The sequence below is a fragment of the Bacillus sp. EB01 genome, from assembly GCF_000613125.1.
In the GTDB taxonomy this organism is placed as follows: domain Bacteria; phylum Bacillota; class Bacilli; order Bacillales; family Cytobacillaceae; genus Bacillus_D.
In genome coordinates, this window is the sequence record NZ_HG964497.1 from 211,760 (window position 1) to 227,397 (window position 15,638).

The window sequence follows — 15,638 nt, forward strand, 5'->3', positions numbered from 1 at the left end:
GAACAAGGAAATGCCAATTGTTGATATTAACTGTGACATGGGAGAAAGCTTTGGTGCATACACACTTGGAAGGGATACGGAAATCCTCGATTATGTTACTTCCGCCAACATTGCCTGCGGGTTCCATGCCGGCGACCCTGCAACGATGAGAAAAACTGTAAAACTAGCAATTGAGAAAAACGTCGGAATCGGTGTTCATCCGGGTCTGCCGGACCTAGCTGGATTTGGAAGAAGAGAAATGAACATCTCTTCTCAAGAAGCATACGACATGGTGGTCTACCAAATCGGAGCTCTGAGTGCCTTTGTAAAAGCGGAAGGCGGCAAAATTCAGCATGTAAAACCACATGGTGCTCTGTTTAACATGGCTGCAAAAAATTCTGAGCTTGCAGAGGCCATTGCCGAGGCGGTATACAAGGTCGATCCCGAGCTGGTCTTTTTCGGCCTTGCGGGCAGCGAACTAGTAAAAGCCGGTCATAGACTGGGGCTTCGGACCGCTAGTGAAGTCTTTTCGGATCGTACATATCAAGAGGATGGTTCTTTAACTTCAAGGCGTGAAGCAAACGCTCTAATCAAAAATCATGAAACCGCGGTAAACCAGGTGATCCGAATGGTAAAGGAAGGCAAGGTGACTTCACAGCAGGGTCCCGATATTTCAATAAAGGCTGATACGGTCTGCATTCATGGCGATGGAGAAAGCGCCCTTGATTTTGCCAAGTATATCACCTCAGCATTAAAGGAAACTGGTATCACAGTTGCCTCAATAGGCACCTTTTTAAAATAAAAAATTTGGCATGTTTGGTCATTACATTTAGGGGGTTCATATGAAGAATAAATCAACTGCCAGTATTCTTATGGGTGCTGCGTTCCTGATGGCAACATCAGCAATCGGTCCAGGGTTCCTTACTCAGACAACGGTTTTTACGCAGTCCCTTCTCGCAAGCTTCGGATTTGTCATTTTAATTTCTATTATTATTGATATTGGAGCCCAGATGAATATCTGGAGGATCATAGCTGTTTCAGAAAAACGCGCCCAAGATATTGCCAACGATGTTCTTCCCGGCCTTGGTTATCTCCTAGCTGCCCTTATCGTTGCCGGAGGACTTGCTTTTAACATAGGAAATATCGCCGGAGCAGGTCTTGGTGTCAATGTTCTATTTGGCTGGTCGACAGAAGTCGGAGCGCTTCTAAGCGGGATCATTGCCATCGGAATTTTCCTGGTTCGGGAAGCAGGCAAAGCCATGGACCGTTTTGCCCAGATTATGGGATTTGTCATGATTGCCCTTACTGTTTATGTTATGTTTACAGCTCAGCCCCCTGTGGGAGAAGCAGTCGTGAAGACATTTGTTCCTGATAAAATTGACCTCCTTGCTATTGTCACCCTTGTCGGCGGCACCGTTGGAGGCTATATCACGTTTGCCGGCGGGCACCGCTTGCTAGATGCTGGAGTTAAGGGAAAAGAATCTCTGCCAGAAGTGACCAAAAGTGCCGTGAGTGCCATTGGTATCGCTTCGATTATGAGGATTTTCCTGTTTCTCGCTGCTCTAGGAGTAGTTGCACAGGGTCTTGCGATTGATCCTGCCAATCCTCCAGCCTCTGTGTTTAAACTGGCCGCCGGAAATGTAGGATACAAAATCTTCGGTGTCGTTATGTGGGCTGCTGCCGTTACCTCCGTTGTCGGTGCTGCCTATACGTCCGTATCGTTCATCCAGACGTTAAGCAAGACGGTGGATAAGTATAATAAATGGACAATTGTTGCCTTTATTGCGATTTCCACCCTTGTTTTCGTGCTAATAGGAAGGCCTGTTAAAATCCTTATACTGGTCGGATCTCTTAATGGCCTTATTTTACCTATCGCATTAGGGGTTATGCTGGTCGCTGCCTACAGGACGAAAATCGTTGGTGACTATAAACACCCTCTCTGGATGACGGTCTTTGGAATTGTCATTGTTATTGCCATGGCGATTATGGGTGGATATTCATTGATTAACGGAATCCCTCAACTATTTAAATAGAAGGAAACGAGGTGCTCTTTTATGCGAAGCACAATAGGTATAATGACTCCACAAGATATACGTGAAAAGATCCGTGCAAACCAGTGGGTAAAGCCTACTTCCGGTTTGGCTCCCGGCTATATCCAGGCGAACATGGCTGTGCTTCCTAAGGATTTGGCGTTTGAATTTCTCTTGTTTTGCCAGAGGAATCCAAAGCCTTGCCCCATCATCGATGTCACTATGCCAGGATCCGGGGTACCAGCCCTTTCAGCGCCTGATGCTGACTTAAGGACCGATATCCCGAAATACCGGGTCTACCGCAATGGAGTCTTTACCGAAGAATTAACAGACGTATCAGCGCTATGGGATGATTCCATGGTCGGTTTTCTAATCGGCTGCAGCTTTACATTTGAAGAGGCCCTTTTGAAAAATGGAATTCCAATCCGCCATATGGAAGAGGGTCGGAACGTCCCGATGTACAAGACGAATATTCAAACCGTAAAAGCGGGCAGATTTGAAGGCCCAACTGTTGTCAGCATGCGCCCGATGACAGAAAAGGATGCCATTCGAGCAATCCAGGTCACAAGCCGATTCCCTTCTGTCCATGGAGCCCCAATTCATATCGGCAATCCGGCTGCTATTGGCATTGAGGATATCCATACTCCAGATTTCGGCGACAGCGTAACGATAAAGGATGGAGAGATTCCTGTCTTTTGGGCATGCGGTGTAACTCCTCAGGCTGTTGCCATGCATATGAAACCAGAAATTATGATTACTCATGCTCCAGGCCATATGTTTGTAACGGATTTAAAAAATGAACAGTTTAGTATACTTTAGCTCAAGTGATACTTTACATTCACACCTAAATACGGCTGCTTTCAATTGAATAAAGAAAAAGACTCGACAGGGCGAGTCTTTTTCTTTGTTCCTGGATCTATTTTTATTTCTAATCCATATTCACAACAAGGTCCTTGATCAATGGGCGGCCTTTCAATGGCTCAATGGTGACCTCAGCATCCTCCCTTGCCCTCATACTGCAAAGATACCCTGCCTTCCCATCAACAATGGCCATACATTCCTTACAAGCATTAGCCGACTTACAGGAATACCTTACTGAGAGGGATGGATCCTCAGACTCCCGGATATAGAAAATCGCATCTAGAAGGCTTGAACCCTCTTCGAACGGGACTTCATATTCAACATATCTGCCTTCAGTAAGGGGATCTCCTCTATAAATTTTTAAGGTAATCGTACTCACTGCTCTTCCCCCTTGCTGACCGGGATTTTTTGAAGATTCCATTGGTCACTTGTGCTTAAAGTATAACGATAATGACTGGTTTCCTTTTCTTGTTCAGGAAAATCAAGCCGGACATGTGCCCCTCTTGATTCTTTCCTTTCCAATGCACCAATAATAATAGCCTCTCCCAGCTTTGCCATATGATAAGCTTCAAGCTTTTCAACCATTGGTAATGCAAAGAACTGCTGATTTTTCAACGCAGTCTTATTACATTTTTCAATGAGGATGCGAATTTCCTCCAGCGCATTTTCCAATGACTCCTTCGTACGGAGAGGACCCGCCCCTTTCCACAATGTTTTTTGAATTTTACGCCGAATTGACAGCATGGAGGCATCATCCTTATGAGCTGGAGCAGGGTGCCAGAAAGAATTAAGTTTTTCCCATTCTTTCGAAAGCTCTTCTTCCAGGTCTGTTGGAGTGAAGTCCTCTTTACCCCTTGCAGCAGTTTCACCTGCAATCTTTCCGGTAACCAATGCTTCAGTAATCGCATTACCGGACAGCCGGTTTGCTCCATGCATTCCCAAAATGAGCTCGCCGCATGCCAGCAATCCAGGAACAGTGGTATTCATATTCTTATCGACCTTGACCCCTCCAAGCATGAAGTGTGCCATGGGAGCAACCTCCACCATGTCCTTTGTTAAATCCACCCCTTGTGAAAGGAGAATGTCAATTACTGGGCCAAAGCCTTCCTTGAGCTTCTCCTCAGGGACCATCCTAAAGTCAAGAAAGGCTCCTCCATGCGGGGTTCCCCGACCCGCTTCCACTTCCTTAAAAATCGCATAGCTAGTCATATCGCGGGTAGCCGTATATTTTCCTGCCTGTTCCCCTGCATACTGATCCATGAATTCCTCATGCTTTCCATTTAATAACCGTCCTCCAAGCTTGTAGCGGAAAGGGTCCCACATGATCGGGTCAATTCCAACCAAAGGCGGGTAAAGGTGGGCAATAGGGAAAAATTGAACCATCTCCATATCGTAAAGCTCTCCGCCTGCCTCGGCCGTAAGGAGGAAACCATCGCCAGTCATATTGGTAGATGCACTGTTCCGTTCAAACGCCTCGGTTAGTCCACCGGTAGCTAAAATCACCTTTGCTGCACTGACCGCTACAGGAACCATTTTTTCCAAAGAGAAACCGACGGCTCCGACAACCCGGCCTTCTTTCTTAACAAGGCGAGTCATCATGACATTTTTAAGCCTAGTAATCCGACTGTCTCGCCATATCGATTTTCTTAAACCTTGTGAGGTGGCGCCTCCAGTATTCAGGATATCAACATAGACACACCGTTTGCGTGAGTGTCCGGGCGAAACAACTTGTGAACGCTTCCCGTCATTAGTCCTAGCCCAGTTAACCCCATAACCTTCCACCTCTAGAATAACCTCAGGTGCCATGTCAACAATTGTGCGGACAATTTCTGGATCTGCAAGTCCCCTTGCACCTACCATTGTGTCCCTAAAATGAATATCTGGATGATCCTCCTCCGCATCACCTAATGCAACCGCGACAGTCATTTGCGCAAGGATCGTCGCTCCACCTCTTCCAACAAGGCTTTTATCCGTAATGATCACATTGGCGCCCTGATCAGAAGCAGCCCGTGCTGCCATCATACCAGCTGCCCCCGAGCCAATCACCAGAACATCGGTGGTGTATAGTTCACGAGTCATTCCTTCTCCCCCTTGATAACCATATGTAAAAAATGAAGACCGGTTTAATACTTGTTAGGTATTAAGTTGTTCCTATTTATTTTATTTCAAAATTTTATATTTTCCAATAATTTAGTCGATAATTATTAAAGATAACAAGTATTGCTCTATGATAATACAACTCTTTCCTATATACACCTTGGTTAAAAAACTGAAAAGAATACTATTCAGCTAACGCTATTAAAACGAAAGTCCAGAGGGGTAACGTTAACCATTGAGTTATTCAAGCTAACATAAAGATGCAAACAATCATCGGGAATAAATCCTGCACCAACAAATAAAAAAAGACCCAGTGCACTTGGTCTCCTACTTTATGTTAAAGTTAAATAGCCTTAATATGAATGGTTGGCGGGACTGTGTGGGAATCGAACCCACCTGACCTGGCACGCAGGCGTCATGCGGTTTTGATGTTTGCTAGCATTTGTTTTTCTAATATCTTGGTGTACTCCAAAGTATTGATATATCAAGTTTTTGTGCTTTCTAATGATTCGCTGTGATTTCTAATTTTAAAAATTTGGACACCAAGCATGGCACCTGCTGCAACCATTCGGGCATCAAAGTGGCAGCCGCCATAGGTGTATATCTGAACCGCCTTTGCCCCATCTCTTGAATCAGGTTTGCATCTCTTTCAGTGACTAAGTGCCTTCAATGACGGCAAAACGGTATTTTTCGGTCAGCGTCCTTACGCTTTTCTCTAATAAAGTCTTTTTTCCTAGAGCCAGAGAATTCATGAGATTGTTCACGGAAAATATTAAATGCCATTGTTAATGCATCAGGAGGGCATTTGCAAGTTCTCCAACAACCAGTTCAATTTTGTTATATAAGATTGTTAATTTGATACAGTGTTTATATTCCTTGTATTTTAAAATACTATAGGTATATTGTTATAAAAAATAAATGACCCCAATTCACTAGTGAACTGAGGTCAAATGGTTAGCATATTCTCGAAAACCTCTTTACTGACAATCTAGTTAATAATCGTTTTGGGTCCAAGCGGTGTTTTTTATAATAGTTGTCCTTTTACTTACCGGTAGTTGAACTGATACCTTGATTTTTTTCAACCTTCAATTATTTCGGTCTCGACCTCTTTCAAAGAAGGATTTTTCTATTATATTATTCTGAGCCTTGATCTCTTTACCCTTCACTTTTCCTTTGCCTTTTCCTTTCTTCATAACCTCGGTGCCTACGGAAGCATAAATGCTATTGGCAATTAATCGATAGCTATATTGTGTATGTGCTCTAAAGGCAAGGTCATTAGCAAATAAAGTAATCGTCGCGTCTTCAAAGTTTTTCGTAATTGCTAGGGTTTGGCCCTGCGCTCTTTCATGTCCTGGCCACCATCCGGCAACATAGAAATCATCAGCTTCACTGAAGGAGGCCAATATCTCTACATCCTCAGGAACAGAGGTTATCCATGCCCCCTGCGTGGTATAGAGCAATTCATTTTTCTCGTAGCCGGAAGTTAGGACATGGTCATTAACGACAGCTTCAATCAGCCCTTCATGGCCGCCTGCTGTTCTACTTACATCAAGTCCCGGGAGTGCACCACTGGCCTTAACAGCGTTGACAGCAGAATAGCCTATGCCTACAAATGATTTACCGGATATGCTTTTTGGATTAAAACTGCTTCCCATACTAATAATGACGTCAGCTTCCTCTTGTGGCACCAAATTGAATCCAAGCTCTCTTAACGAAAAATTGAGTTGGTTGGACCCAGTTGCTGCAACCTTTGGCTGACGCAATTGTTCTGTTTTTACATGGTTAGTAGTGCCCGCAGGTGTAGCTTCAAAGTAATAGTTTTTCCCAAAAGCCTGTAGATCTTTCGTGTTGACAATAAAGTCTCCTCTATTGATGCCTGCTTTTGTTTCAGTTGCTTTTTCGACGACTATCCCACGTTTTAATAATTCATTAACTAGTTTAATACTGTCATTATTCGTATTGGCCAATACTTGTTTTGGTGTGTTACCAACTATTTGACCCGTTGGCAGTGTTACTTTTTCAACTCTTGAAGTATCTTTTGCAAAGGCATTTGGGATACGGATGGCATGAACATCAAAACCGCGCAGATCCGGGAAATTGGTTACAATCGGATCATACATGGCCGCCCAGTCTGACGCATTTTCCCCTTTAGAGAGCATCGCATTCGCCACTCCGCGCTTCGCTTGTTTCATTGGAACAATAAATGTTCCTTTCGGATACATAGTCCCATTTACCTTTAAATTTTTTGTTGTTTGCTCAACCTTTACACCATTGCGGAGTAAATATTGGATCATCTTATAGGTTTCATGTTCGTTTTTTTGTTCTTTCTCATCAACCGGAAGCACATAATAATCCGGGAAGTAGCTGGCATGTTCTCCCCTTACCCGGCCGATTGATTCGCCCTTCGCATTAACGAAATATGGATCCACTGCACGGTTATCCTCACCCTTGACACCACGGGCAAAAATCTCCAGTTGATTTTTAAATAATTTATCTTTGTTTTCATAAACATAATTGGCAGCACCCAGTCCTGCACCCTCCATGGCGCGATAACCGTTCTGGCCAAGCTCTGGCACCTCAATTGTATGCCCTAATGAACCGTGCAACATCGCATACATAGGGGTATAAGCAGGAGTCGCATCATCCCAGCCGTCCTTCCATGCTTCCGCAGGAATAAAATATGATGTTAGTTTTGAATTGCCAATCCCTGCTTGTCCCATCGAATTGGCTTGATCAATCATCGTGTGGTAAAGCAAGTCATATTCATAGTTGGGATTATGAGGAGGTGTTGTTGGCTCGATTAAAAATCCGTTAACATACCCATGCTGATCAATGAAAGACAATGGCGTCCACTTGGCGATTACCTGTGTGACCAGCTGTGTTTCCACCTGAGTTTGATAATGATTATCCCGGTTCAAGTCAAAACCGTTGGCGTTTGCCCTTGTATTTGCGACTCTTCCATCAGGATTGTTCGTAAACATATAAAGGAATATAACATCATCCAAAACCTTGTCAACATCCATTTTAACGGTTTGTTCATTTTCTCCCTTGCCACTTTTAAAGGTGACCTCATCCTCAAGAGCGAACTTCTTGAGCAATTCTACTGAAACATCAACACCTTCTGCTTCATCAGGATGGATATTGTTCATCCAAACAGGCACCTGATAGTCGTCCATCGTACCGGTTTCTAATTTCTTAATTAAACTTTCCGGATTCTCTAATGCTATTGGCAGCGTTTCGTTTAAATATTTATCGACAGCCTTTTTATCTTTAGCCAATATGACGAAATGAAGGTCGCGCCCCTGCACTGTCTTGCCAAGACTTTGATATTCAAGATAGCGATTATTGTTCGGGTCTGACTTTGCCATGGAAAAAATTTGATCGATTTCAGGCTTTAGCTGATCGTAAAACAGGAATTGATCGTAAACATTGAGTGTGACAGTTTTTGCAGCCTTTGTCTTATTTTCAGGACTAACCAATGCCAATTCATAGTCACCGATAAACGGTTGATATCGAGTCCTAACTCCTGATAGATTTTCTCTATCAAACAGCAGTCCAAACTCCAAGGTTGCTTTAACAGTCGTGCCGCCATCGATAAAATGTGGTGCTTCTTTAACAGAAATAAACGGCGCACCATTATAATTATTACCGCTTGTCCATTTTTTCCACTCGGAAATGCTCTTGCCACCGAATGTCCATTGTAATTTTGTTAAATCAACATTCTTACCAAAATCAGCCTGTACTTCGACAGTTCGAACCTCAGTCATGGAAAATAAATCTCTGCTTGTCTCCAAGTCTACTACTTTGAAGTCTTCTTCTGCTTCAATTGCCGATGCAGGGAATGCTGTCTGGGCAAATATGGACAGCACCATAAGCAATGAGAGCAAACCTGCTAAATGTTTCTTCATTGAATCATCCCTTTCTAAGTATTTAAGGCCACCAGAATAAACATAACAGAAAATTCGGAAAATTAATGCCAAATTTTCTGAAAACTATAGAGTCTTTCTCGTCATATTTCGAGGATTCTAAAGATTTTTATAGGTAGAGTTTATATAAAATGAATAGGTACTAAATGATGTGATCAACTTTTTTCTTCAAAAACTTCATCGAACGATTAGCCTAACGAGGTTTAGGGACATTCGAACATCTATAATGCAGAAAGCTAAGCTTTTTCAAGGAGCTCTGTAATCGCATGGGTCAAGTACTCTCCAAGAGGTGTTTAAAAATGTTACATTGTATTCGCAGCCTTTGTAAGAATCTAAATCCTGCCAAAAGATTGAACCGGCAAATGTCAGTAACCTTTATAATTGTGGTAACTCTTTTCGTGTTTCCTCACACCTTTACGCATACAAAAAACCTCCAAATATAGTAATTTGAAGGCTCTGAATACACCCAGATTGCTTCTTGGTTTGACACAGTTTCCTTTAAAACGACTAAACGACTGTAGAGGTTGGAAATTATGTGTAAATGATTAAAAATCAATAATTGGCGGGACTGTGTAGGAACCGAACCCACTGACCTGGCGCGCAGGCGTCATGCTGCTTTGAAGTTTGCTGGCATCTGTTTTTCTAGTACCTTTATGTACCCAGAAATACTGATTAATCAAGGTTTTTTACTTTTTAATGTTTCCTTGTGATTTCTAATTTTAAAATTTGGGCACCATATGCAGCACAAACAGTTTTGTTCTTCCTAAGTTATGATGGCTCGATATCTTTTTAACACCATCAAGAACATTACATAAAAAAATCCGATTGGAGACAACCCAAGATAATAATAGACTGAAGCAATAAGTTAATTACAGTTTTGCCGCACGTCTGTAACAACCATATTCTTCGACAGATCCTTCGTTACAACTGCCCCTGTTCTCTCGAAAGCGTTAAACTATACAATTGACTAAAAAACCAGTGACTCAACTGTACTTTTTGACATTTTATTAAAGTAATTTTCCTAAATAATACGGCATTTGACGTCTCCACCATATCCAATCATGCGAAACATCTTCGCCCCACTCATCAAACAATGCTGGAATTTTTTTTTCTTCAAAGGCTTCTTTTAATGTAAAGTATGAAGGCAGCCCATCCTGTTCCCAATCACCCAGCCCGGTACAAATAATGATAGTTGCTGACCGATATCGATCAATAAACCAGCCGTCATTTTGATTCCATATATAATCACTCGGTGAATTTTGGTATACAAGCGGATCATTTCCGTAATCCCCAAAAAAGTAACGCGCATCGTAAATACCGCTAAGTGCAATGGTTGTTTGGAAAACATCCGGATGTCTCAAGAAAAAGTTCAAGGCATGATATGCCCCCATGCTACATCCCGTTGTCATCATTGGATCAAACCAACCTGTTTTATGTTTAATAAAGGGAATAGCTTCTGATATCACATAACGGTCATATGCTTCATGAGCTAATGCACGGTCATGCGCTGGTTTTGAGTCGTGCAGCCAACTTTCGCTATCGATACTAGACAATGTAAAAAACTGAACTTTTCCGGATTCAATAAAGTCATGACACACATCAATCATTCCAAAATCATGATATTCAGTGTGCGTCCCTCCAGATGAAGGAAAAACGACGATTGGGATTCCACTGTGTCCATATCTGTTCAACAGCATTTCACGCCCTAATTCGCCACTCCAATGGCTTAAATGTTCTATATGCATAGATGAATCTCCTATCCCTAATTATTTCGTTCATGTACAAAACGGATAATGTCATCGACTTCTTCCTGCGAATCTGCAATAATCGCATAAAATTGATTTCCTTGGAGTTTCGCAAACGCATCTGGTATGCGCTGTGCAAACTTCACACGATCGCCAAATCGTTCATAAATAGCATTCGTACCATGTTTATACTCATACGCATCACGCTGTGTTACACCTACACAGAACTGGTTTTCAGCATCGGATTCCTTAAATTCTCCGCCTGTCACTAAAGAAGTATACTGAGCAAATAAATCAATGGAGTACGCGAAATTGTACATATCCACCGTGTAGCCGCCAGCCAAGCGATTATTGTATTCAAGTGCAACATAATCCCCATTTTCCAATTGAAAAAACTCAATATGGAAAAAGCGTTCTTTCATGCCAAATGCTTTCACGATTGCCTTACCATACGTTTCGAGCTTTGGATTAATTTCTTTTTGAATCACATAAGCCATATCAAGTTGACCATTAACCAGCTCCAGAGTTGGCACATTATATGTAAAGCTTGTTTGGAAAACAATATTCCCTTTCTGATCCACTAAACCATCAAATGTACAAAGCACTCCTCCTTCGACAAATGGTTCCAAGAAGTACACTTGTGCTTCTCCCCATTCTTCTTCAAAATAATGTACAGCCTCTTCTGAATCCAATTTAAAGGTGGCAGCAGACCCTACTCCGTTATCTGGTTTAGCAATAACCGGCAGTCCTAATTCATCAATGGCTTTGGATAACTCCTCTTTGGTTTTTACGATTCTTCCTTCTACGACAGGCACTTCTGCTTTTTTAAACAGCTTCTTCATTTCAGATTTATACTTAACTTTTTTGACGTCATCCGTTTTATTGCCATACACGTTAAATTGCTCACGCAGCTGCGCATCAAGTTCCAGCCAGTGCTCATTATTGGATTCAATGCGGTCAATTGGACCATGTTTATAAAATAAAAAAGCAACAGCACGTTTCACTTCATCTACATCTTCTAAATTATTCACACGATAGTATTCAGTTAAAGAGTTTTGTAATTCGGAACCTAATTGGTTATATGGCTCTTCGCCAATTCCTAAAACATTGACACCTGCTTCTTTTAAACGATGAGCGAACGGCTGGAAATTATCTGGATAAAATGGCGATATCAAAATATAATTCATAAAAAGGCTCCCTTTCTTAGAATCAAAGAATCATAGTTTTTACAAATGATACAATCATTTGAATTTTAAATCAATTCAAATCAAAAAAATATTCAAAAAAAGAGTGAGAGTTTCCTCCCACTATCAATTAAATTTAATGATTCAATTCGTTCAAGACCACTTCTCACTTAAGAAACGTAAACATTCTGGTAAGTGTTTTGCCCAAGCTTTTTCATTATGTTCCTCATCCGCAAAAATATTAAAACGAATGCTATCAATTGGAACTGAGCCTTTTATTAGTTGTTTATAATACTTAAGCGAGCCATCGATATATGCCTGCTTCATATTGCCATACATCAATTTCCGGTCGGCTTCATCGCCTTCCTGAGTCCCAACTTGAATGTACACCCGTTGTTCAGGATCCAACTCTTTCCTGGCAATATAGCTGTCAAAGGCTTTACTTGTAATCCAATTGGCTAAAGAAAAAATACCTAATCCACCAATTTGATCTTTATATTCAATACCCATAAAAGCCGAAATATTTCCTCCAAGTGAACTACCAACCATCGCCGTATGATACTTATCTGATTTCGTTCGGTAATGCTTATCTATAAACGGTTTCACGACTGTCATGACAAACTCAGCAAATTCCGCGCCTCTTCCGCCTAGCTCAAAATCTTCAGGAAGTGGGCTTTCAGTAATTTTCCAAGGCGTATATTCATTAATTCGCTCTTGATCACCATGATCAATCCCAACAACAATCATTCTCGGCAAATCGGGATTTTGTTTAATTGCCGGAATCACTTTCCATGAAAACCCGCTATAAGATTCACTACTGTAGAAAACGTTTTGTCCATCATGCATATAGACGACTGGATAACGTTCAGACTCATCTTTATCATAGTTTTTCGGCAATAAAACACGCACGCGACGTTCTTCATTTTTATAAGGCATATATAATTTATGTGTTTCTAGTTTTAAATAAAAATACGATTCATTCATTTTACCGCTCCTCACTCCCTTGGTATTACATTAAATATACTAATCTTTTTAATATTAAACCCCTATAATTTTTGTTTATTTCAACTTTCCAGTACTACTAATCTCCCCAATAGAACAAAAAGGCTCTAGTGAAAACAGGCAAGAATGCCATTCAATTTCAAAAAACAGGTCTGCCATTATTCCCCATACTGAGTTAATAAGGCTTTTATAGGTAGAACCTCTACGGGAGAAGTTGTATAATCTCATAGTAGTGTTCAACAAAAAAAGATAGAGGTGATAGGCATTGAACTTTTATTCAGAAACTGAGCATCCAGAAAAAGTCGATGGCCAAAAATATAGAGAACAAACACGGACTTCGGAACCGCAGTCAGCATGGGAGACGGACCAAAGGGGACAAGATATACGGGAAACAAGGGAAAGCAAGGTCAGCGACTCAAGGATGGCGAGGAGGAACAAATCGGCTGGTTCAGAGGCCAAAGTGGGGGTCACTCCGCCTAGCAGGACGAACTCCAAGCGCATCTCCAATTTTAGACCTTCCCTTGGGAAAGTAAAAGTGAAACTGCCCAAAGTGAACGTCAATCTTGCATTAAAAATCGCAGCCGTCTTAGCGATACTCATCAACATTAGATACGTTATGGGTCTGATGGAGGACCCAGTCGGCACCTTTACATTCAATGATTTGGTGATTAAGTTGGCAATATCAGTTGGTATCAATTTTGCAGCAGTCTCGATTCTGTTTGCTAAACAGTCCCGGATTAAGTATTTTCTTTCATTGTTTGCAGTGTTAGCATCGTTTCTGCATTACTTTTATGGCAATTATACCAATCATACTTTATTAGAGAGGAGCAACCTGATCCCTTCGGTGCTTGTAATCCTATCCGTTCTGATGTTGGTCAATTCCAGTTCCAATTATTACCTGAAAAGCATCCTTTTGTTAATCATCGCCACAGCCGGAATCTATGTCAGCAGCAATCAATATGCACTTGAGTGGATGCTGATAGGCAGTGCTGGACTGGTAATGTTTTTCAGAGTTTCCAAAACCCAAAAGAATGACAAATCTACTAAAAAGGAAAGCAGGATAAGAAGGAACCAGCGGCGGTCAGCTTAGTTTGCCAAGAAAACCACAGTACGCAAATAAGGCCACCCATATAGCCAGGGTGGCCATTTTTAGTAGTGAAATGAATATAGCTTGGCTAAAAGAAAAATTCTCCAAGTAATTGGAATTGTGCTTTAAGTGTGTATTGGCGGGACTGTGTGGGAATCGAACCCACCTGATCTGGCACTCTGGTCACAAGCGGTTTTGAAAGTTTGCTGGGATCTGTTTTTCTAGTACCTTTGTGTGCCCAGAAATACTGATAAATCACGGTTTCTTGCTTTCTGATGTTTCCTTGGGATTTCTAATTTTAAAAATTTGGGCACCAAGCATGGCACCACTGACCTGCTCAAAATTTAAAGATAGAACTTCAGAATGATATTATTTACTATAAATTTTAGAATTACTCTTTTTTATTATCTTTAGATTCTTTTAGGCTTTCTATAGGAAGAAGCAGAGTTACTTCTAATTCTAAAAGGATATAAGTTATGCAGAAAAAAGAATTGCGGATTTGGAAATGGCTGCAGAATGGAAAAAGGACACTTCCCCAATGAAGTATCCTTTTTCTTTGAGGCTTCTCTTCTTAAACTTTTTTTGCTTGAAAGACTAGTTAAATGCTGTAAAACCCCTGCTTTTGCACAAATTTTGGCTTGAGCACCTGTAAAAAGGCTGAGGGACATGTTCTCTTGGACAAAAAATAGCAGAAGTACCCCAAGAATGTCCCGAGACCAGCCGACATACATGTCTTACTACGCAAGGGAAAAAGCGTGTTGAGAATACATCCCGATATTAAACAGATGCAACGCCTTGGAATACCTGCCTTAAAGCTGTCGCTGCATCTTCAATGGATTTTCTGCCCTGCGCAAGTACTCCTGGCATCCAGAAGAAACCATGAATCATGCCATCATATCGCTTAGCTTTCACTTGGACTCCCGCATCCCTAAGTCTCTCTGCATAGGCTTCACCCTCATCACGAAGCGGGTCGAACTCACCAGTTAATACAAGCGCTGGCGGTAGTCCGCTCAGGTCTTCCGCTTGTAATGGAGACGCATATGGATTTTTGCCGTCTTCCTCATTCCGTAAATAATGATTCCAGAACCAGACCATGCTGTCCTTGGTTAACAGATATCCTTCTGCATTTTCCATATAGGATTCCGTAGCGTAGGAGTGATTTGTAACCGGATAAACCAGCATTTGAAAGGCCAGTGAAATCTCACCCTTATCTCTTGCCATTAAGGCTACTACTGCAGCCAGGTTACCGCCTGCACTATCCCCACCAATCGCTACCCTCTCTGCATCCACTTGAATGGAGGCCGCATTTTCAACGACCCATTTTGCTGCGGCATAGGAATCATCTGCTGCTGCCGGGAATTTATGCTCTGGTGCGAGTCGATAATCCACCGATACAACCACACAGTTAGCCAGATTGGTTAAAAGCCGGCAAGGGATATCCACTGTTTCCAGGTTCCCAATTACCCATCCTCCACCATGGTAGTATACCAAAGCTGGAAAAGGCCCTTCTCCCTTCGGCGTATAAATACGTACAGGGATTTCTCCAGAAGGACCAGGAATTGTCCTGTTTTCTACCTTTCCTACCTCTTCGGGTTCACCCGCCAAAGCACTAAAATCTGTTGTGGCCCGTGCCTCTTCCGGTGATAGGGTATTCATTGGTGGTGCTCCTGCAGCCTCCATTTGTTCTAACAAAAATTTCGCCTGTGGATCCAATGCCATATAATATT

At 41.9% G+C, this 15,638-nt stretch carries 11 protein-coding genes; 4 read left to right on the plus strand and 7 right to left on the minus strand.

The annotated features are described in order from the left end of the window. The first annotated feature begins 10 nt into the window (after positions 1-10). The 3 genes from TY16_RS00895 to TY16_RS00905 are packed head-to-tail and all read left to right on the plus strand — an operon-like array spanning position 11 to position 2,828. Entirely contained in the window at positions 11-781 is a 771-nt protein-coding gene (locus tag TY16_RS00895) for a LamB/YcsF family protein (RefSeq protein ID WP_043929777.1), read from the plus strand. A 40-nt stretch (positions 782-821) separates the two neighbouring features. Further along, complete coding sequence (locus TY16_RS00900; protein ID WP_043929778.1) at positions 822-2,012, plus strand: NRAMP family divalent metal transporter; 1,191 nt, start codon at positions 822-824, stop codon at positions 2,010-2,012. Positions 2,013-2,054: 42 nt separating this feature from the next. Beyond that, positions 2,055-2,828, plus strand: a complete 774-nt coding sequence (locus TY16_RS00905; protein ID WP_155922315.1) for a putative hydro-lyase — start codon at positions 2,055-2,057, stop codon at positions 2,826-2,828. Between the two features lie 109 nt (positions 2,829-2,937). On the opposite strand, the gene TY16_RS00910 is transcribed toward TY16_RS00905, so the two are convergent. From TY16_RS00910 to TY16_RS00935, 6 genes are all read right to left on the minus strand, one after another. Continuing rightward, positions 2,938-3,249, minus strand: coding sequence for a 2Fe-2S iron-sulfur cluster-binding protein (locus tag TY16_RS00910; RefSeq protein ID WP_155922102.1), 312 nt, complete (start codon positions 3,247-3,249; stop codon positions 2,938-2,940). Continuing rightward, positions 3,246-4,949, minus strand: coding sequence for an FAD-binding protein (locus tag TY16_RS00915; RefSeq protein WP_043929782.1), 1,704 nt, complete (start codon positions 4,947-4,949; stop codon positions 3,246-3,248). The genes TY16_RS00910 and TY16_RS00915 overlap by 4 nt, the downstream gene beginning before the upstream one ends. 1,103 nt (positions 4,950-6,052) lie before the next feature. After that, on the minus strand, positions 6,053-8,875 hold the full coding sequence (locus TY16_RS00920; protein ID WP_155922103.1) for a M14 family metallopeptidase: 2,823 nt from the start codon (positions 8,873-8,875) through the stop codon (positions 6,053-6,055). A 1,025-nt stretch (positions 8,876-9,900) separates the two neighbouring features. Further along, positions 9,901-10,638, minus strand: coding sequence for an esterase family protein (locus TY16_RS00925; RefSeq protein ID WP_043929783.1), 738 nt, complete (start codon positions 10,636-10,638; stop codon positions 9,901-9,903). Positions 10,639-10,655: 17 nt separating this feature from the next. Further along, positions 10,656-11,825, minus strand: a complete 1,170-nt coding sequence (locus TY16_RS00930; protein ID WP_043929784.1) for an ATP-grasp domain-containing protein — start codon at positions 11,823-11,825, stop codon at positions 10,656-10,658. A gap of 150 nt (positions 11,826-11,975) precedes the next feature. Beyond that, positions 11,976-12,806 carry an alpha/beta hydrolase gene (locus TY16_RS00935; protein WP_043929786.1) on the minus strand — a complete coding sequence of 277 codons (831 nt, stop codon included), beginning with the start codon at positions 12,804-12,806 and terminating at the stop codon, positions 11,976-11,978. Positions 12,807-13,089: 283 nt separating this feature from the next. On the opposite strand from TY16_RS00935, the gene TY16_RS00940 reads away from it, so the two are divergent. Then, a complete protein-coding gene (locus tag TY16_RS00940) occupies positions 13,090-13,914 on the plus strand; it encodes a hypothetical protein (RefSeq protein WP_043929787.1) in 825 nt (274 codons plus the stop codon). 774 nt (positions 13,915-14,688) lie between these two features. Here TY16_RS00940 and TY16_RS00945 read toward each other — a convergent pair. Then, positions 14,689-15,630: an alpha/beta hydrolase gene (locus TY16_RS00945; protein WP_043929788.1), complete on the minus strand. Its 942-nt coding sequence runs from the start codon at positions 15,628-15,630 to the stop codon at positions 14,689-14,691. Between the last annotated feature and the right edge of the window lie 8 nt (positions 15,631-15,638).